14 protein-coding genes are annotated in these 20263 nt (G+C 61.1%); 10 read left to right on the forward strand and 4 right to left on the reverse strand.

Features of this window, described 5'->3' with window-relative positions; genetic code table 11:
- Positions 1-128: 128 nt before the first annotated feature.
- Complete coding sequence (locus QN224_RS27190; protein WP_283979156.1) at positions 129-1397, reverse strand: 4-aminobutyrate--2-oxoglutarate transaminase; 1269 nt, start codon at positions 1395-1397, stop codon at positions 129-131.
- A 218-nt stretch (positions 1398-1615) separates the two neighbouring features.
- On the opposite strand from QN224_RS27190, the gene QN224_RS27195 reads away from it, so the two are divergent.
- The 5 genes from QN224_RS27195 to QN224_RS27215 all read left to right on the forward strand — a co-directional run bounded on the left by QN224_RS27195 (position 1616) and on the right by QN224_RS27215 (position 7986).
- Positions 1616-2440: a MerR family transcriptional regulator gene (locus QN224_RS27195; protein WP_283979157.1), complete on the forward strand. Its 825-nt coding sequence runs from the start codon at positions 1616-1618 to the stop codon at positions 2438-2440.
- Positions 2441-2839: 399 nt separating this feature from the next.
- Positions 2840-4027, forward strand: a complete 1188-nt coding sequence (locus tag QN224_RS27200) for an acyltransferase (protein ID WP_283979158.1) — start codon at positions 2840-2842, stop codon at positions 4025-4027.
- A gap of 14 nt (positions 4028-4041) precedes the next feature.
- Entirely contained in the window at positions 4042-5145 is a 1104-nt protein-coding gene (locus QN224_RS27205) for a glycosyltransferase family 2 protein (protein WP_283979159.1), read from the forward strand.
- 1 nt (position 5146) lies between these two features.
- Complete coding sequence (locus tag QN224_RS27210) at positions 5147-6184, forward strand: glycosyltransferase (protein WP_283979160.1); 1038 nt, start codon at positions 5147-5149, stop codon at positions 6182-6184.
- Positions 6185-6192: 8 nt separating this feature from the next.
- On the forward strand, positions 6193-7986 hold the full coding sequence (locus tag QN224_RS27215) for an ABC transporter ATP-binding protein (protein WP_283979161.1): 1794 nt from the start codon (positions 6193-6195) through the stop codon (positions 7984-7986).
- Between the two features lie 124 nt (positions 7987-8110).
- Here the strand turns inward: QN224_RS27215 and fba are convergent, their stop codons facing one another.
- Positions 8111-9157: a class II fructose-bisphosphate aldolase gene (fba, locus tag QN224_RS27220; RefSeq protein WP_283979162.1), complete on the reverse strand. Its 1047-nt coding sequence runs from the start codon at positions 9155-9157 to the stop codon at positions 8111-8113.
- A 758-nt stretch (positions 9158-9915) separates the two neighbouring features.
- On the opposite strand from fba, the gene QN224_RS27225 reads away from it, so the two are divergent.
- The 5 genes from QN224_RS27225 to QN224_RS27245 all read left to right on the forward strand — a co-directional run bounded on the left by QN224_RS27225 (position 9916) and on the right by QN224_RS27245 (position 16887).
- Positions 9916-11514, forward strand: a complete 1599-nt coding sequence (locus QN224_RS27225) for a peptide ABC transporter substrate-binding protein (RefSeq protein WP_269275774.1) — start codon at positions 9916-9918, stop codon at positions 11512-11514.
- 52 nt (positions 11515-11566) lie between these two features.
- The gene (oppB, locus tag QN224_RS27230) at positions 11567-12490 is read left to right on the forward strand and encodes an oligopeptide ABC transporter permease OppB (RefSeq protein WP_173512426.1); all 924 of its coding nucleotides are present in this window, start codon (positions 11567-11569) and stop codon (positions 12488-12490) included.
- Positions 12483-13619 (forward strand): ABC transporter permease subunit, encoded by a 1137-nt coding sequence (locus QN224_RS27235; protein ID WP_283979163.1) that lies wholly within the window; start codon positions 12483-12485, stop codon positions 13617-13619. Before oppB ends, QN224_RS27235 begins: the two co-directional genes overlap by 8 nt.
- A gap of 1 nt (position 13620) precedes the next feature.
- Positions 13621-15222 carry an ABC transporter ATP-binding protein gene (locus tag QN224_RS27240; protein ID WP_283979164.1) on the forward strand — a complete coding sequence of 534 codons (1602 nt, stop codon included), beginning with the start codon at positions 13621-13623 and terminating at the stop codon, positions 15220-15222.
- A 318-nt stretch (positions 15223-15540) separates the two neighbouring features.
- A complete protein-coding gene (locus tag QN224_RS27245) occupies positions 15541-16887 on the forward strand; it encodes a mechanosensitive ion channel family protein (protein ID WP_283979165.1) in 1347 nt (448 codons plus the stop codon).
- Between the two features lie 7 nt (positions 16888-16894).
- On the opposite strand, the gene QN224_RS27250 is transcribed toward QN224_RS27245, so the two are convergent.
- The gene (locus QN224_RS27250) at positions 16895-18259 is read right to left on the reverse strand and encodes a sigma-54 dependent transcriptional regulator (protein WP_283979166.1); all 1365 of its coding nucleotides are present in this window, start codon (positions 18257-18259) and stop codon (positions 16895-16897) included.
- The gene (locus QN224_RS27255) at positions 18256-20082 is read right to left on the reverse strand and encodes a sensor histidine kinase (RefSeq protein ID WP_283979167.1); all 1827 of its coding nucleotides are present in this window, start codon (positions 20080-20082) and stop codon (positions 18256-18258) included. The genes QN224_RS27250 and QN224_RS27255 overlap by 4 nt, the downstream gene beginning before the upstream one ends.
- Positions 20083-20263: the final 181 nt, after the last annotated feature.

Consider the following 20263-nt stretch of genomic DNA (forward strand, 5'->3'; position numbering starts at 1 on the left):
GCGCATCCTCCGGCGAGGTCTGCCGCGGCCGGCCGAGCCTCGCTTCGTTTTCTTGCGGAGCGGCCGTAGCACACCCCGAGCCGGCGTCATTGGCCGGACGCCCGCGATAGCGGGCGCTCGGGGTGAGGTCAACCGCGCGCTTCGAGTATCGACGTTTCGAGGATATCGAGTGCTTCCGCGAAGACTTCGTCCTGGATCGTGATCGGCGCCAGGAAGCGAATGACGTTGCCGTGCACACCGCAGGTCAAAAGGATCAAGCCCTTTTCCAATGCAATGAGGCGGACCCTGTTGGCGAATTCGGCGCTCGGCAGATTGGTCTTCACGTCGTTGAATTCGACCGCATTCATGAAGCCCGGACCGCGGATATCGACGATCTCCGGCGCCTTTTCGCGTATTGCCGCGAGACGCTGCTTCAGGCGACCCCCAAGCTGGTCGGCGCGCTCGCACAGCTTTTCCTCTGCGATCACGTCAAGAACCGCGTGGGCGGCGGCGATGCCGAGCGGATTGCCCCCATAGGTGCCGCCGAGGCCACCCGGTCCGGGCGCGTCCATGATTTCCGCGCGGCCCGTTACGGCGGCAAGCGGGAAGCCACCGGCAAGACTCTTTGCCATCGTCGTCAGGTCCGGAGCCACGTCGTGGTGCTCCATGGCGAACAGCTTGCCGGTGCGGGCAAAGCCGGTCTGAACCTCATCGGCGATAAGGAGAATGCCATGCTGGTCGCAAATCTCGCGGAGCGCCTTCATGAAAGCGGTCGGGACAGGATAGAAACCGCCTTCGCCCAGCACCGGTTCGATGATGATTGCAGCGACGCGGGCCGGATCGACGTCGGCCGCGAACAGCCTTTTCAGCGCTGCCAGCGACTGCTCGACGCTGACGCCATGCAGTTCGATCGGAAAGGGGGCGTGGAACACGTCTGCCGGCATAGCGCCGAAGCCGACCTTGTACGGCACGACCTTGCCGGTCAGCGCCATGCCCATGAAGGTGCGCCCGTGGAAGCCGCCGCCGAAGGCGACGATGGCCTGTCGACCGGTTGCGGCGCGGGCGATCTTCACTGCGTTTTCGACTGCCTCGGCGCCGGTCGTCACGAAGATCGTCTTCTTGGCGAACTTGCCGGGGGCGAGCGCGTTCAGGCGCTCGGCGAGATGGACGTAATTCTCGTAAGGGACGACCTGGTGGCAGGTGTGGGTGAAACGGTCGAGCTGGGCTTTGACGGCCGCAATCACCTTCGGGTGGCGATGACCCGTGTTGACGACGGCGATGCCGGAGGCGAAGTCGATGTAGCGGTTGCCTTCCTTGTCCCAGATCTCTGCATTTTCGGCGCGGTCGGCGTAGATCTGCGTGGTCATCCCGACACCGCGGGAAATGGCTGCATTCTTGCGATCGGTGAGGATGGTCATCGTCGTCGTCCTGTTGGAGAGTAATATGTTGCATTTTTTCTGCAACTTTTCTCTGGAAGTGGTACATCTTTTCCGATCGATTGCAAATCAAATTTGGTGATCAAGACAACACGTCCACTGATGAGCGCTTCTTGTAAATCCATGCGCCTGGCGGCTAGATTGCCGGCAGCGCCGATGGCTTGGAATCGCTGCGAGCCGCGATGCCAGAGAGAGGGTCGATGAGCGGGACCGGCAATGTACGCTACAAGGTCGCCGAGGCAGCAAGGCTGGCCGGTGTGTCGCCATCCACGCTGCGGCTATGGGAAACGCAGGGGCTCGTCGTGCCGGAGCGTTCGGTTACGGGGCATCGGCAATATACCGAGGCAGATCTCGCGCGGTTGAAACGCATTTCCTGGTTTCGTGCCGAGCGCGGCCTGAACCCCGCTGCCATTCGCGAAGCCTTGGAAGCAGAGGGTGCGAATGACGATGCAAATCCGGTTGTAGCGCCGGAAAGCAACGTCGATCTCCAGGTCGGCCGGAAATTGCGGAGCCTCAGGCATGCCGCCGGCAAGACTCTGGAGCAGGTGGCAAGCGATATCGGCATCGCGGCATCCGTGCTTTCCACCCTGGAGCGGACCTCGCAGGGCGTCTCTGTCGCCGTTCTCCATAATCTTGCGGAATATTTCGGTACGACGGTTTCCAGCCTCTCCGGGGAAGAGGAGCCTGAGGCGCGGGCGCTTGTCAGGGCCGGCGAGTGGCGCAACTGGCCGCGCACGACGCCGGGCGTGACGGTCCAATTGCTCGCCGAAGGCAAGAACCAGATGGATTGCCATCGCTTCGTGCTGGAACCGGGCGCATCGAGCGAGGGCGCATATCGGCACGATGGCGAGGAATTCGTCTATGTGCTTTCCGGCCACGTCGAATTCATATTGGACTCCGATCAGTTCTACGATCTGCATCCAGGCGACTCGCTCTATTTCGAGAGCCGGCGCCGCCATGCCTGGTCCAATCGCCACGATGGCGAGACCGTTCTGCTGTGGATCAATACTCCGCCGACATTCTAGTTGGCGGTTCGGCATCCTTGCGCGGGATGGTTGAATTAGTATATTCTTATCGTCGCGCGGGATTGTCGGCTGTATTGTCGAACTTCCTACAACTAATGTCGCCGCAGCTCCGATGGCCTAGATGTCTAATCAGACTTTAGTCCGATATTGCCGCAAAGACACACTGCAGATTTCCCGGTTTCTGATGCATTCTCCTTGGCGCTGACCTGCCAAAGTTTAGCCCTATTCGCTCATACAGTCGCCCATACCGCCCCTTAACCATTCATTTACCTGAATAGACTCATGGCTCTTGCCACAGGGCAAACCACCAAACAGGCGGCAAAAATCATGATTGCGTAGGGAGCTGGTGCCACCAGGAGAGTATCCCGCAAAGATTTTGAACTCGGAGGGGGATGTTCGATGCGGATTGCACGCGACCGGCAGTTGGATGGGCTCAGAGCCGTCGCTGTCACGATGGTGCTGTATGGACATTTTTTCGCGGCCGACGGTTCTTATTGGGGCCATATCGGCGTGCGGTTGTTCTTCGTGCTGAGCGGTTTCCTGATTACCCGGCTGCTGCTCGACGCACGCGAAGATGCCCGTTTCGAGCCCGCTACAGCACTGAAATCGTTTTACGCGCGCCGGGCGCTGCGCATCTTTCCACCTTATTTCGCCGTCCTGGGCATCGTCTGGCTAATCGGTTTGGAAAGCTCGAAGGAAGTGCTGGCGTGGCACGCGCTCTACCTTTCGAATTTCTGGTACGCGATGCTCGGCGAGTGGACGCCGTGGGTCCTCTGTCACACCTGGAGCCTGAGCATTGAAGAGCAGTTCTATGTCGTCTGGCCGCTGATCGTCCTGATCGCCCCGCGGCGCTCGATGGCGGGAATTTGCATCGGCGTCATCGCCTGCTCCGTCGCCTATCGTTTCTATTGGCCATTTACGGGCACACCGTCCCTCGCTCGCGACCTGCTTCCGCCAGCGTCAATGGACGCGCTCGCCTCCGGCGCTCTATTGGCCGTCTACCGATCGAAGAGCGTTGCCTGGCCGCAATGGGCGAGATTGAGCTGGATGCCGCTCCTCGGCGCATCCGTTTTCCTGTTTTGGCTCAGGCCCGTGTCGTTGACGCCGATACTGGAGTGGTTGGCCTGGATCGGGCTCGAAATCTTTCCCCTTTTGCCGCTGACGATGCTGGTGGGCAATTGTTCGAGGGGGCTAGACGGCCATCTCGGCAAGCTGGCCGAGCTTCCACCACTGACGGCTCTCGGGCGCATCAGCTACGGTGTCTACCTTTTTCATGCGATCGTGCTCGCACTGGTCGTCAAGGCTCAGCCCTGGATTCCCGTCAATGTCTCCGAGCAGGGAGTTGGGCGGTTCGTGGTTGCAGGCGCAGCCACGTTGCTGATCGCATCGGTCTCCTGGATCGCCTTCGAAAAGCCGCTAAACGCACTGAAGCGCCATTTCCCATACGTCCGCCCGACGCCACCGAAAGGTGTTCCTGCCTTCACGAACGCGGGCGATCGGATCGGAGCCATTCACGGAACAAGGGACGGCGAGTACCCGGCTTACCTGCGCGAAGCCAAATCCCTTCAGACTTCAGATCTTCAATAAACGCGAGCTGAACAATGCCCACGCCACTGGTCTCTGTCCTGCTGCCCGTCTACAACGCGGAACCCTATCTTCCGGCGGCGCTCGAAAGCATCCTGCGTCAGGATTACGGGCATCTGGAAATCATCGCTATCGACGACGGGTCTAGGGATCGTTCGCTGGAGATCCTGGAGCGGTATCGGAAGGACGACGGTCGGATCCACATCGTCTCGCGCGAGAACCGCGGCCTTATCGCGACGTTGAACGAGGGCTTGGTGCTTGCCAGGGGCGATCTTGTTGCGAGGATGGACGCTGATGATGTTTCCTATCCGTCCCGCTTTTCGCGCCAGGTTTCACTGTTCCAAAAACGGCCCGATCTCGCGCTTTGCGGTACGGGAATCGACACGCTGATCGGCAACCGCATTCTCCGCGGTACGCCCAACCCGATCTATCGGTCGGGAAGCCTGGGCACATTGTCGAGGTTCTTCACGATCTTCATGCACTCGACGGTGATCTATAATCGAAACGTGGTGCCGCGGGAGATGCTCGTTTATGACGCGAGCTACGTGCATGCGGAGGATTTCGATCTGTTCAGACGAATTACAGATCGCTTCCCCGCGATGATGATCGACGAAGCACTGGTCGCCTATCGCATTCATGGCGACAGCGTCACGAGCAAGCACAAACGCCAGATGCGCCAGACGCATTTGAAGATCGTGGCCGAAAACCTCGAACGGGATCGTCTTGTCAGCGATACGAGCGCCCTCGCCGAGATCGGTGCGGCGGTCACACTGGACACGGTTCGAAATGCTGCCGAATTTGTCCTTGCGCTCGAACGGCAAATTTCCTCTCGACCGCCGGATGTGCGCCAGGCCTACGAAGACGGGGCCCTGTGTTTCTTCTATTTTCTGTATCAGCTCATAGCCGACGAAGAGCGACCGGAGCTGACGCATGCGTTTCTGACCTGGACCCGGAAATGGGGGCTGATCCGGCGTCGCGAACGATACGGTTTGCTCGCGGGGGCACGCGCGCCGTGGTGCAGCCGCGTTTCGCTCGCCGCCACGAGGCGGGTGGACCGGCTGGCGCGGTACCTGCAGTCGGTGCCTGCTGCGACTGTTCTTCATCAGAATGGCTTGGCCTGAGATGGCGTCAGAACGTTCTGCAACAGCGCAGCAGCATCCCGGCGCAGCGGCCGCACGGCCGACCACCACCACTTCAATTTCCGGTGGGCTCTGGCCGTTCGCGAGCTTCATCGTCTGTACGCGCAATCGCGTTCAGGCGCTTGCCGCCTGTATCCGATCGATCGAGACCGCATGTCTTGCACGTGCTGCCGTCACGAGCGAACTCGTCGTCGTCGACAACGGCTCGACGGACGGGACGCCCGACGAGCTGGTTCGAATAGCGGCGGCGTCCCCCGTCGCCATCACGCTAGTGGCCGAGCCGCGCCCGGGCCTTGCGGCGGCGCGCAATGCGGGAATGGCACGGGCGCGCGGCCGGATCCTCGTTTTCGTCGATGACGATTGCGAAGTCGACGGCGGCTATCTCGGCGATCTCGAGCGGCATTACGCCGATGGTGAACGGCGCGTCATCCGCGGCGGCCGCGTCGAACTCGGCGACACGTCGGATCTGCCATTCACGATCAAGCGATCGAGCGTTGCTGCGCGATTGAGCCGAGACGTCCATCCCGGCGGTTTCGTGCTGGGGTGCAACATGACGATGCACCGCGATGTGGCGGCGCTCGTCGGGCCTTTCGACGAGCGTTTCGGGGCCGGTGCACCGCTGCAATCGGCGGAGGATACCGACTATCTCGTGCGCGCCTTTCAACTCGATATCCCTGTCGAATACGTCCCTGACATGACCGTCTATCACCACCACGGACGGAAGGCCCGCGAAGCCATCGAAAAGCTTCACCGCAGCTATAGCCTCGGCAATGGTGGTCTTTGTCTGAAGCATCTCTTCAAGGCGCCATGGTTGCTCAGGCACTTCTGCTGGACCGTCAGATCAGCTTGCGGAGAAAGTCTTGGCGGCGCCAGGTTCGATCCGGAACTCCAGCTATCCCATTGGCCGATCGTATCGATGAACCTGCTCGGCGCTGTAAGGTTCGTACGTCTCGCCCTGACCAATTCGACGCGGCCGCAAGAGCTGCGCCAGATTGACCAGACGGCGCCAAAATTGAGGTGAGAGCCGTCATGTTGCGATTCCTATTGCCGGGCCTAGAGGTACTGCGCGACGCGCTGGGGCGGCAAATGCGCCTGCTTCCCGCCGTCGTGGTTCTCGGCCTTGCCAGCGCCGCGCTCGAAGGCGCGGGCATCGGGCTCATCATCCCCATGCTCGGTATTATTGCCGGAAATCAGGGTGCCGCCGGATTGAACGGGATCTCCGCGGTCTTCCAGCAGGTGGGGGCGGGGCTCGACGACGGCCAAAGGTTGCTGGCGATCACAGCCGTGGTTCTCGCTCTGATTACGCTCAAGAACATTCTGGCCTTCGCGAACACACTGCTGACGACCTTCATTTACGGGAAGGCGAGCCACGCGATCCGAAGCGCGCTCTCGGACCAGCTCTTAAGGATCGGCTATCCATTCTTCCTGCAGCACAGTCCCGGTCGCCTGCTCAACATCATCTCCAACGAGTCATGGCGCGCTTCCGATGCGATACAGACGGTGCTCGCGGCGCTGGTAAACGGCTCGGCAGCCGTCATCCTGCTCGCGTTTCTCCTGCTGCTGTCCTGGCAGATGACGCTGTTTGTCGCACTTGGCCTCGTCCTTGTCCAACTCGCGCATGCCGCCTTGTCGGCCACCCTCAAAGGCCCGAGCCGCGAGGTGACGTCCTTCAACAGCGAGCTCGCCGCCAGAATGCTTCATCTCGTGCATGCCGGGCGGCTGATCCGTGTGTTCGGTCAGGAAGAGCGCGAAAAGGCGGTGTTCGCTACGGCTTCGGACGCCGTTCGCCGGGCCGGCTTCGTCCTGCAGAGCCGCCAGGGCGCTTTGCCGCCACTCACCGAAGTGCTCCATTCCGCTCTTTTCCTGGCGGCGGTTGTCAGCGCATGGTTTGTCGGCGTGAGCTTTCCGGTAATCGTCGCCTTTGTCGTGTTGCTCTACCGTCTGCAGCCGCACATGCGCGCTCTGCAAATGTCCTGGAGTCAGATTCAGGGCTGGAGCGGATCGCTCGAAGAGGTGCGGTGGCTCCTGGATTCGTCGGACAAACCGCGGCCACCCACGGGCCGGGAGCCGGTCGACGGTTTGCGCGAGCGCATCAAATTCGAACAGGTAACTTTCAGATATCCGGGCTCGGAGGCTCGCCCTGTCGTGCTGCAATCCGCGGGGTTCGAAATCCGCAGCGGCCGGTCGACGGCGATCATCGGGCGTTCGGGCGCCGGCAAGACCACGATCGTCAACCTCCTGTGCCGATTTGTGGAGCCCGATGAAGGACGCATTCTCATCGATGGTGTGCCGCTCGATCAAATAGACCCTTCTCAGTGGCGGCGACAGATCGCCGTCGCCAGCCAGGATCTCGAACTGGTCGACGGCAGCATCTTCGAAAACATCACCTACGGCCAGAACGCGACGATCGCCGACGTGGAGCGGGCAGCCAAGCTGGCCGAGGCGCACAGCTTCGTGGAGAAGCTGCCCGAAGGATACAGCACCATCGTCGGCTATCGGGGCGCGAGCCTTTCGGCGGGGCAGCGGCAGCGCATAGCACTCGCCCGAGCCCTGGTGCGCGATCCGCAAATCCTGATCCTCGACGAGGCCACCAACGCTGTCGACGGTTTGTCGGAGGCCGCGATCGTCGAGACGTTGAGATTAAGGGCCGGCCGGCGCACGACCATCGTGATCAGCCATCATCGCAGCACGATTTCCTTCTGCGACGACGTGGTAGTGCTCGGCAGCGGCCGTGTGAAAAGCCAGACTCCACTGGTCGACGTCGCCTCGCTCAGCATGGATCAGCTCTACGAACACGAGACGCGCGTGGAGCGCCAAGGTTGAACTCGGCAAAAAAGCAACGCGGCGTGCTTTTCAGGCACACCGCGTCGCAACTTTACCTTTGTTGTTTGTAAGTGCTCGCCTGGATGCCACGCGCAGCGCCTCGATCGCGGTCCCGCCGCCTTGATCAGGCGGCCTTGAGGTAGTGCTTGGCCATTTCCGGCAGGCGCAGCACCCTGATCTTCGAGGCTTGGCCAGCAGCACCGAATGCCTCGAAGCGCTCCTTGCAGACCTCGGTCATGCGCGCGATCGCGGGCTTCAGGTAATTGCGCGGATCGAAATTGTCCGGATGCTCCAGATGGTGCTTGCGGATTTCGCCGGTGAAGGCGAGGCGGAGATCGGTGTCGATGTTGACCTTGCGGACTCCGAGCGGAATTGCCTTCTGAATTTCGGCAACCGGCACGCCCCAAGTCTTCTTCATCTTGCCGCCATAGGCGTTGAAAAGCTCCTGGAGGTCGGCCGGGACCGATGACGATCCGTGCATGACGAGATGGGTGTTCGGCAGCCGCCTGTTGATCTTGGCGATGGTGTCGATCGAAAGGATCTCGCCGTCGGGCTCGCGCGTGAACTTGTAGGCGCCGTGGCTCGTGCCGATCGCGACGGCAAGAGCATCGACGCCAGTCTTGGAGACGAAATCGAAGGCTTGCTCCGGATCCGTCAGCAGTTCCTCGCGGGAAAGCTTGCCTTCGAACCCGTGGCCGTCCTCCTTGTCGCCGGCACCCGTTTCGAGGTTGCCGAGGCAGCCGAGTTCGCCTTCGACGGAAACGCCTGCTGCATGGGCGATCTTCACGACCTCGGCCGTTACCGCGACATTGTATTCGTAGCTCGCAACAGTCTTGCCGTCCTTTTCGAGCGAACCGTCCATCATCACGGAGGTGAAGCCGTTGGTGATAGCGGAAATGCAGGTGGACGGCTGGTCACCGTGATCGAGATGCAGACAGACCGGGATGTGCGGATACTCCTCGGCTGCTCCGAGGATCAGATGGCGCAGGAAGGCGTCGCCGGCATAGGCACGCGCACCGCGGCTCGCCTGCAGGATCACCGGAGAGTCCGTTGCGTCGGCGGCTCGCATGACGGCCTGAATATATTCGAGATTGTTCACATTGAAGGCTGGCAGCGCGTAATTGTTCTCCGCTGCATGGTCGAGCAGTTGCCGCAATGTGATCAATGCCATTCGAAATCTCCCTGATGCTGGACGCCTCCACTCCAGGCGCCATGGATAGGCGGACACGGGCTGAAACAGCGCCCGCTCGGCGAGGTCGTCGAAGACCGCTTCGAGCACTCTCCGACGGACGGAATGGACGTTGCCGTACCAAGTCAGGGGCACAATAGTTCATGCGGGTCTTTTGGCAACGGGGGCAGCGGCACGGCCGGGCACTTGATGGACGTGCGTCAGCGGATTTTGCTGTGGATGAGAAATTGCATGGTCAGAAATCGCGGCTTTCGCTTTCTGGTGGTGCTGGCAGGGTGGCGCACGGAGCGGGCAAAAGGAGCACAGGTCGGTGGCAGACGATAGGCGCCGGCGACCAAATCGCACATCGCTGACGCAGTGGCGCCATCGGCACGGACGCATGATGTTGCAAAAAGATTGCGACAGGTGCCGCAAATTTTTTCGCATATTACGTAAAGTGCCGTATCAATTCACGAACTTTGCATGGCGTCCTTTTCAGGACGTTTCCAGGAGGAGAAGTGTCGAAGTTTGAATCCGATCTAAAACGTTACAGTCTGCCAATCCGGCGATCGCTGTCCAGCCTGACCAAAGTCGCAAAAGCGACGAAAACCACCGCAAACGAAATACAACTTATGCGTCTATGAAAATGACGTTCTATAGAGAAGGATGCAATTTTCCGCACAAAGCGCCTTGCCTTTGTTGAGAATTTGCCCTTCTCTCCTGCGATCACAACCCAAAACGAGGGGAAGGAGAAAAAAACAATGACCTCACTGAAACTTAAACTCAGCGCCGCAGCGTTGCTTGGCTCGCTGCTGATCGGCGCAAGCCCTGCACTTGCGGAAGCGGTGCTTCATCGCGGTAACGCCGGCGAGCCGCAGACGCTCGATCAGGCCCACACGTCGATCAACATCGAAGAGTTCATCCTCAAGGATCTCTATGAAGGCCTGACGATCTACGACGCCGCAGGCAAGGTCGTCCCGGGCGCCGCCGAAACCTGGGAGCTTTCGGACGACGGCACCGTCTATACCTTCAAGCTGCGCGCCGATGCCAAGTGGTCGGACGGCTCGCCGGTAACGGCAGAAGACTTCGCCTTCTCGTTCCGCCGCGTGGAGGATCCGAAGACGGCCGCCGAATACGCCAACATTCTCTTCCCGATCAAGAATGCCGAAAAGGTCAACAAGGGCGAAGTTCCGGTCGACCAGCTCGGCGTGAAGGCGGTCGACGAAAAGACGCTCGAAATCACTCTGGAGCGCCCGACGCCATTCTTCCTGGAGCTGCTCGCGCACCAGACCGCGCTTCCGGTCAGCAAGGCGAGCGTAGAGAAGAACGGCGCCGATTTCGTCAAGCCGGGCGTGATGGTTTCGAACGGTGCGTTCAAGCTCGCCGCCCATGTGCCGAACGACAGCCTGACGGTCGAGAAGAACGCCAATTACTGGGATGCCGCCAACGTCAAGCTCGACAAGGTGATCTTCTATCCGATCGATGACCAGGCCGCCTCGGTGCGTCGCTTCGAAGCGAAGGAAATGGATCTCGCCTACAACTTCTCGGCCGACCAGATCGAGCGGCTGCGCAAGTCGTATGGCGACCAGGTCCACGTCTCGCCGACACTTGCAACCTACTATTACGCCTTCGACACGCGGCAGGAACCCTATAGCGACGTTCGCGTTCGCCGGGCGCTCTCTATGGCGGTCGACCGCGACTTCCTCGCCAAGGAGATCTACAGCGGTTCGCAGCTGCCGTCCTATTCGATGGTGCCGCCGGGCATCGAGAGCTACGGCGACCCGGCGAAGGCCGACTTTGCCAACCTGTCTCAGCTCGACCGCGAAGATCAGGCCATCGCCCTGATGAAGGAGGCCGGCTACGGCGAGGGCGGCAAGCCGCTGAACATCGAAATCCGTTACAACACGAACCCGAACCATGAACGTGTTGCAACGGCTGTTGCCGACATGTGGAAGAACACCTTCGGCGCCAAGGTCTCGCTCGTGAACCTCGACGTGTCGTCGCACTACGCCTACCTGCAGGAAGGCGGCAAGTTCAACGTCGCCCGTGCCGGTTGGGTTGCCGACTATGCGGATGCCGAAAACTTCCTGGCGCTGAGCCTCAGCACCAACAAGACCTTCAACTACGGACACTTCGAAAACGCCGAATTCGACGCGTTGATGAAGAAGTCCTATGAAGAACAGGATCCGGCGGCACGCTCGAAGATCCTCCATGAAGCCGAGACCCTGCTGATGAAGGAACAGCCGATCGCGCCGTTCCTGACCCAGGCAGACCTGTGGCTCGTCTCGAGCCGCGTCAAGGGCTGGCAGGACAACGGGCCGAACGCGCATTTGAGCAAGTTCCTGAGCGTCGCCGAATAACGAACTGAGGCGACGCGCGGCCGCTGCCGCGCGTCGCCTTCGGAGCACATCCATGATCCCCTTCATCCTTCGCCGACTGGCGAGTGCGGTGCCGACGCTGTTCATCGTCGTCACCATATCCTTCTTCTTGATGCGGTTTGCCCCCGGCGGCCCCTTCAATCTCGAGCGTCCTCTCCCTCCCTCCACGATGGAGAACCTGATGAGGACCTACCACCTCGATCAGCCGCTCTGGCGCCAATACCTCATCTATCTCAGCAATGCGGTGACGGGCGACTTCGGCCCGAGTTACATCTACCATGACAACAATGTCGCGCAGCTGATCGGCAAGGGCCTGCCCTACTCGATGGAGCTCGGATTCTACGCACTGCTTCTGGCCGTCATCGGTGGTGTGATCGCCGGCACCATTGCAGCCCTCAGGCAAAACAGCATCCTCGATTTCGGGATCATGGCGGTCTCGACGATCGGCGTCACGGTTCCGAACTTCGTTGTCGGCCCGGTCCTGACACTCGTTTTCGCGATCGTCCTGTCGTGGCTGCCGGCAGGCGGCTGGGGAGACGGATCGTTCCGTTTCCTGATCCTGCCGATGATTGCCCTGGCGCTGCCGCAGCTCGCCGTATTCGCCCGGCTGACCCGCGGATCGATGATCGAGGCGCTCCACACCGACCACATCCGTACCGCCAAGGCCTATGGTCTGCCATCGCGCGCGGTCGTGGTGACGCACGCGATGCGCGGCGCGATGCTTCCGGTGGTTTCCTATCTCGCACCCTGTGCGGCCGCCCTCCTTACAGGTTCGGCCGTGGTGGAGACGATCTTCACCATCCCGGGTGTCGGACGCTATTTCGTACTCGGCGCCATCAACCGCGACTACACTCTGGTCATGGGCACCGTCGTCCTCATCGCCATCTTCGTCATCGTTTTCAATCTTCTGGTCGATATTCTCTACGGCCTGCTCGATCCGAGGGTTCGCCATGACTGATATCGTCCACGTACCGGAGGTTCCTGCGGAAACCAAGGGCCGCAGCCTCTTCCAGCTCGCCGCGCTCCGCTTCCGCCGCAACCGCGCCGCCATGGCCGGTTGTGTGATGCTGGTGTTGATTGCGCTCTTCTCCTTCGTCGGGCCGCTATTCTCGCCGCATAGCTACGATCAGGTGTTCCCGTCCTACGTCTCGATTGCCCCCAGCCTCGAACCGCGGCCGGATACCTCGACGCTCCAGGACGTGATGGAAGGTGTGGCGACCCGCGCCCGCGTCACGCTCAAGGAATTCAACGTCGAGGGCGAAAACTTCACTGCCACGATTACCTCTCCTTCGGATCAGCCGATCGACCCGCGCGCGACGCGGTACTTCGACAGGGCCAACGAGTTCGAAGGCACGAAGGTCGTCGCCACCGAAGATGATGGCCGCACCCTTAAGGTCGAGGGCCAGGTGGATCGCGAATATTTCCCCTTCGGCACCGACTCCAATGGCCGCGACCTGCTCGTTCGCGTGATGCTCGGTGGACAGATATCGATCGCCGTCGGGCTGCTGGCGAGCCTCGTCTCGCTCGGCATCGGTGTGGTCTACGGGGCGACCTCCGGCTATATCGGCGGGCGTGTCGACAATGTCATGATGCGTCTGGTCGAGATCCTCTATTCGCTGCCCTTCGTCTTCCTCGTCGTCGTGCTCGTCGTGTTCTTCGGCCGCAGTTTCATCCTGATCTTCCTGGTGATCGGCGCCGTCGAATGGCTGGATATGGCGCGTATCGTGCGGGGACAGACGCTGGCGCTCAAGCGGCGCGAGTTCGTGGGGGCGGCCCAGGCGCTCGGTCTTACCGACTGGCAGATCATCCGCCGTCACATCATCCCGAACACCATCGGCCCGGTGATCGTCTTCGTCACCGTCGTCGTGCCGAAGGTCATCCTGCTCGAGAGCTTTCTCTCCTTCCTCGGCCTCGGCGTGCAGGCGCCGTTGACGAGCTGGGGCGCGCTCATCTCCGAAGGGGCAAACAACATCCAGTCGGCGCCGTGGCTGCTCATCTTCCCGGCCATCTTCTTCGTCGTCACGCTGTTTTCGCTGAATTTCGTCGGCGACGGCCTGCGCGATGCGCTCGACCCGAAGGACCGCTGACATGGCAGACATGAAGGAATCCATTCTTACCGTTCGCGGCCTCAAGGTGGACTTTTCGACACCGGACGGCACTGTCGAGGCCGTGAAAGGCATCGATCTCGATGTCCGCGCCGGCGAGACGCTGGCGGTCGTCGGCGAGTCCGGTTCCGGCAAGAGCCAGACCATGATGGGCATCATGGGGCTATTGGCGACGAACGGCACCGTGACCGGCTCGGCCCGCTATCGCGGCCGCGAGCTTGTCGGCCTTGCGCCAAAGGCGCTGAATGACGTGCGCGGTTCGAAGATCACGATGATCTTCCAGGAGCCGATGACATCGCTCGATCCCCTCTACACGATCGGGCGGCAGATCGCCGAGCCGATCGTCCATCACCGCGGGGGAACATTCAAGCAGGCGCGCAAGCGCGTGCTCGAACTGCTGGAGCTCGTCGGCATCCCTGAGCCCGCTCGGCGCATCGACAGCTATCCGCACGAACTCTCAGGCGGCCAGCGCCAGCGCGCGATGATCGCCATGGCGCTCGCCAACGAGCCGGATATCCTGATCGCCGACGAACCGACGACCGCGCTGGACGTCACCATCCAGGCACAGATCCTCGATCTCCTGAAGCAGCTGCAGAAGCGTTTCGGCATGGCAATCGTGTTGATCACGCACGACCTCGGCATCGTGAAGCATTTTGCCGAGCGCGTCGCCGTGATGCGTCGCGGCGAGGTCGTCGAGCACGGCACGACGGCTGACATCTTCGAACGGCCGAAGGCCGAATATACGAAGATGCTGCTTGCAGCCGAGCCCAGCGGACGCAAGGCATCGCCCCCGGAAACTGCGCCGATCATTCTGGAGGGCCGGGACGTCGCGGTCGACTATGCGATCGGTGGCGGGTTGTTCCGAGGCTCGACTGGGGTGTTTCGCGCCGTTGATGGCGTCAATCTGCGCCTGAGGCGAGGCCAGACGATCGGTATCGTCGGTGAATCCGGATCCGGCAAGTCGACATTGGGGAGGGCGCTGCTCCGGCTCTTGCCGAGCAAGGGGCACTACCGCTTCGGTACGACGGATATTTCCGGTTTCGACCGGAGCTCCATGCGGCCCCTGCGCCGCGAGCTCCAGCTCGTCTTTCAGGACCCCTACGGCTCGCTGTCACCGCGCCGGACGGTCGGTGAGATCATCACCGAAGGTCTCTACGTGCACGAACCCGGGCTCAACCGGGCCGAGCGGGATCGCCGCGCGATCGCGGCCCTGAAGGAGGTCGGCCTCGATCCGGCGTCGCGCAACCGTTATCCGCATGAGTTTTCGGGCGGCCAGCGCCAGCGCATCGCGATCGCCCGCGCCGTGATCCTGAAGCCGAAGGTCGTCATCCTCGACGAACCGACATCGGCGCTCGATCGCTCGGTGCAGGGGCAGGTCATCGAGCTTCTGCGCGATCTGCAGCGTTTGCATGGGCTCTCCTACATCTTCATCAGTCACGATCTTTCGGTCGTGAAGGCGATGTCGGACTATGTGATCGTGATGAAAAACGGCCGCATCGTCGAGGAGGGCGAAACGGACGCGATCTTCGAAGCGCCGAAGGAGCCCTATACCAAGACGCTGATCGGCGCCGCCTTTAACGTCTGAGATCCGCAGCTCAAACTACGGAGACGCGGGGTACTGCGTCTCCGTTTATCGCGCAGGGCGCCCCCGCTTCGAGCGGCCGGCTGGCCGGTGAACCGTTGTCATCAGCACCGCGACGGCGAAAATCAGCCCGGCAAAGCGAACAAGAACCGGGCCGGAGAATTTCTCGCCGGCAGACCAATCTTTCGCAAATCCCCATGGCTAGGGCCCAGGTTAGGAACCATCCTTGGCCGCTCCGAGTTTTCAATAATGATCCGAAATTCGGATTATACAAAACTCGACGCCGCGGGTTGCCCTGCGGAAATTTCGACGAGAAAGGTGATGGATTTCATAGAAGCGGTCAACGCTGCCGGATCCTGGCTGCAGACTGTTCTTCTGAACGAATGGACGCTCTATCAGTCCGTTCTGATCGTAACCGGTTACCTGCTTTGCGGTTTTCTGGCAAAACGGATAGAGCCGGCATTGGAATCCCGCGCGCGCACCATCAAGGGAAACCCCGATCTGCTGCGCGTCATCATCGCCTTCATGCGACGGCTGCGGTGGCTCTTTTTGATCGTGTGGCTGTGGATCGCGGATGTGGTGCTGTTGCGATTTGGATGGCCCTCGTACCGGTGGATGGTGGCTACAGCCCTCACGCTCGTTGCCGCATGGTTTGTCATCTCGGTGCTCACGCGCATAATCAGGAACCAGACGCTCGCGCGGGTCGTTGCCGTCGCCGGCTGGCTCTATTTTGCACTTTACGCCCTTGGACTGGATCGCACGATCCAGGCAGCCCTTGACGGCATGGCCGTCAATCTCGGTGCGGTTCGTCTTTCGATGTTGTTGGTTTTGAAGGCGGTCGTCCTTTCTGCGGCGCTAATCTGGCTGGCCGTTCTCTTTGGCAACATGTCATCGCATTGGATACAGAAGTCCGCGGATCTGACGCCATCGCTCAAGGTCCTCATCAGCAAACTCATCAAGATAGGATTGATTGTATTTGCCGGCGCTGTTGCCTTGTCTGCGACGGGAATCGATCTGACCGCTCTCACGGTCTTTTCGGGTGCCGTCGGCGTAGGCATCGGTTTCGGCCTGCAGAAGGTCGTCTCCAACTTCATATCCGGAATCATCATTCTTCTCGATAAATCGATCAAACCGGGGGACACGATAACGCTTGGAGAAACCTTCGGCTCTATCCGCGACCTACGCTCCCGCTTCGTCTCCGTCATCACGAGAGATGGAAAGGAATATCTCATCCCGAACGAAGACTTTATTTCCCAGCAGGTCGTGAACTGGTCGTTTTCCAGTGAATATGTCCGCATCGAGGTCAGCTTCGGCACTTCGTATGACAGCGATCCGCACGAGGTTGTCCGCATAGCGATCGAGGCCGCGAAAACCATTCCGCGGGTTTCCAGTGTCTACGCCCAGCCGGTCTGTTGGATGACCGCCTTTGGATCATCGTCGCTCGACTTCAAACTGAGATTCTGGATTTCCGATCCGAGCAACGGGCTTACCAACGTCCGCGGCGAGGTGCTCATGGCTTTGTGGGATGCGTTCAAGGCGGCCGGCATCTCAATCCCGTTCCCGCATCGTGAAATCATCATGAAGACACCTGTCGAGGTTGTGGATTCACTTGAGCGGGACGGCGAGATGCGATGCGGTCCTGAGCCCCGATCCCGCTCAAAGGCTTGAAGGCCGATCACATGCCGTCTTCGCGTGATGCGTCCGCCGTCAGAAGCCTCTTGTCGAGACCGTACTTCTGCATCTTTTCGTAGAGCGTCTTGCGCGAGATCCCGAGAGCCTCATAGACAGGCTTCAAAGCCCCGCCATGGACCGTAAGCGCACCGGCGATAAGGTTCTTTTCGAAGGCGGCGACCTTGTCGGCGAGACGCGCGCCGTTCACCTGTGTGGACGCGGCGTCGTCCTGTTCGGCTTCGAGTCCGAGCACGAAGCGTTCGGCTGCATTGCGTAATTCGCGAACGTTGCCGGGCCAGTCGCGCTCGGCGATTTCCGACGCCAGGGCAGGGGAAATCTCGGCGTCATCACGGCCGTAGCGCGCGGCGGATTCGCGCACAAGCTGCATGAAAAGCAGCGGAATGTCGGAACGGCGCTGGGCTAGCGGCGGCACCCGCAGTGTCGCGACATTCAACCGATAGAGCAGATCGGCGCGGAAGCGGCCGGCGGCAACCTCGCGCTCCAGATCGACTTTGCTCGTGGCAATGAAGCGTACGTCGAGCGGTACAATCTCGTTGGAGCCGAGCCGGGTTATGACCCGTTCCTGCAGCACGCGGAGGAACTTCGCCTGTAGGTCGAAGGGCATCGAGCCTATCTCGTCGAGCAGGATCGTGCCGCCACGTCCGTGCTCGAACTTGCCGTAGCGCGGTCGCAACGCGCCCGGAAAAGCCCCGGCCTCATGCCCAAAAAGTTCGCTCTCGATCAGCGTCTGCGGAAGAGCGGCGCAATTGATGGCGATGAACGGGCTGTTGGCGCGGCTGCTCAGATCGTGGAGTGCGCGCGCCACGACTTCCTTGCCGACACCCGTTTCGCCGATGATCAGCGTATCGGCGTCGGATGCGCCGATGGCGCGGACCCGGTAACGCAGGTCGACCATCGCCTGGCTTCGCCCCGGCAGCCGTTGCTCGATGTCGTCGCGCTTTCCTGCAACCGCTCTCAGGCGGCGGTTTTCAAGCACGAGACCGCGCCACTCGAGCGCGCGGCGAATGGTGCCGGCGAGCGTTTGCGCCGTGAAGGGTTTTTCCACGAAATCATAGGCGCCTTCGCGCATCGCTCGAACGGCGAGCTGGACGTCGCCATGACCGGTCACAAGGATGACCGGGACCTCGGCGTCGATCTCGCGAATGCGCTGCAGAAAGGTCATGCCATCCATGCCCGGCATGCGAATGTCGCTGATAACGACACCGGAAAAGCTGAAACCGATGAATTCGAGCGCGTGTTCGGCGCTGGCGAACGTGTCGACGCGAAAACCCGCAAGCTCGAGTGCCTGGGCGCTCGAATGGCGAAGCTCCTCTTCGTCGTCGACGAGCAGGACCCGGCTTTCGGTCATTCGGCAGCCTCCCGCTTGGTCCGGCTGCTCGCCGCAAGCTCGATGCGAAACACGGCGCCTCCCTCGACGTGGTTGGAAACCGTCAGGTTGCCGCCGAAATCCTTGACGATATTGTAGGAGATGGAAAGGCCGAGGCCGAGGCCCTTGCCGACGCCCTTGGTGCTGAAGAACGGGTCGAAGATGCGTTCGGCAATGGCGGATGCCACGCCAGGCCCACGGTCGCGGATCGTGATCACGACCTGGTCGCCCTCGCGTCTGGCTTTGACCGAGATTACACGATCATTGAGGCCCTCGACCGCGTCGGCGGCGTTGGAGATGACGTTGACGAGCACCTGTTGTAGCCGGACCGAGCCCGCCCGGACGACAAGAGGCGCGTCCCCGAGGTCGATGTTCACCGTGGCATTGGCTGCTTTGATCCGAGCCGCCACGATTTCCATCGTGTCGCGCATGACCTCGTCGAGAGGCACGGGGCCAAGCTTCTCATTGGGCTTGCGGGCAAAATTGCGCAGATGCCTGCTGATGGACGCCATGCGGTCGATGAGGCCGGAAATGCGCCTGATATTGTCGCTCGCTTCGGTCGTCCGCCCCCTCTCCATCAAGAGCGCAGCACTGTCGGCATAGGTCTTGGCGGCTGCAAGTGGCTGATTGAACTCGTGCGAGAGCGCCGCCGACATCTGGCCGAGGCCGGCTAGTTTGCCTGCCTGGATGAGATCTGCCTGGGTCTGGCGCAATTGCTGTTCGGTAAGCCGTCGCTCGGCGATCTCCTCCTCGATCTGGGCATTCACGCGTGCGAGATCTGCCGTGCGCTCTTCGACGCGGCGCTCAAGCTCGCTCTGGGCTTGCGCCTGCATCAGCAAGCGCTCCCTGAGGCGCGCACGGCGTTGCAAGAGCACGGCGACTGCAAGGCCGGCCAGCCCGCAAAGCAGCATTGCGGCGGCGACGGCGGTCATGGCCTGTGTCTTCACCGACGCCGTATCGATCAACACGTTCACAGTCCAATCGGCTTCCGGCATATATTGCGAAAGAACGAGGTATTCCCGACTCGTATCGCCCGTTGCGATCCGCATCAGTTGGTGATCAAAAAGCCTGCTGCGCGATACCGGCAACGGGCGGAGAACGGCATTAGCATAGCGGCGCGAGGCCTCGGTGCGCGCGAGCCGCTCGGGCGTGAGCGGCAGGATGCCGGCGTAGAGCCATTCCGGACTGCCGCTCATGAAAATGATGCCTTCAGGGTCGGAAACGAACAGCTTGTACTCGCCCCCCTGCCAGGAAGCCTCGATCGTCTCGATATCGACCTTGAAGACAATGACGCCGCGGATTTCTCTGCCGATGTGGATCGGCGAACCGAAATAATAGCCGCGTTTGAGCGACGTCGTGCCGAGCGCATAGAAGCGGGACTGGACTCCCTTCAGGGCGTCCTGGAAATAGGGGCGATAGCTGAAGTTCTGCCCGACGAAGCTTGCGGGACCGTCGTAATTGCTTGCAGCGATCGTGTCGCCATCGGGGGTGATGACATAGATATCGGAGGACCTGAGGAGTTTGTTGATCTCCTTCAGATAGCTGTTGACGCTCTCGCGAAGCCGCCGGTCCTGTGGCCGCGTGGCCAGCTCCTTGACGTCATCGTGATCCGCGATCAGCGCGGGAAGCGCCTGGTAGCGATTGAGGTGGCCGCTCAACGCGGAGACGGCAAGCCTCAGCGTCGTCGTCGCCTGCGCTGAGGCCTCCTGCATATAGCGGCGAGTAGCGATGGCATTGCCCTGCCAGGCAATAAGCACAGCGATAAATGGCAGAAGGCAGAGCACAAGCGCGAAACGATATTTCACAGAATGCCTGGCTCCTCCTCCATGCGTTCTTCTCGGGTGACCGATTTAGTCGATGGTAGGCATCCGCTCAACCGGTGGCAAGTCACTCATCGCTGTCGGTTTTTCTCAACGAGCGGCTGAGTATGTCAACGCCGCGTTGACAATGCGTTTGTCCGCCTCAGCCTTTCGCAAAGGAGGGGAA

Origin of the sequence: Sinorhizobium sp. 7-81 (genome assembly GCF_030124405.1) — a bacterium.
GTDB classification, from domain to species: Bacteria; Pseudomonadota; Alphaproteobacteria; order Rhizobiales; family Rhizobiaceae; genus Sinorhizobium; species Sinorhizobium psoraleae.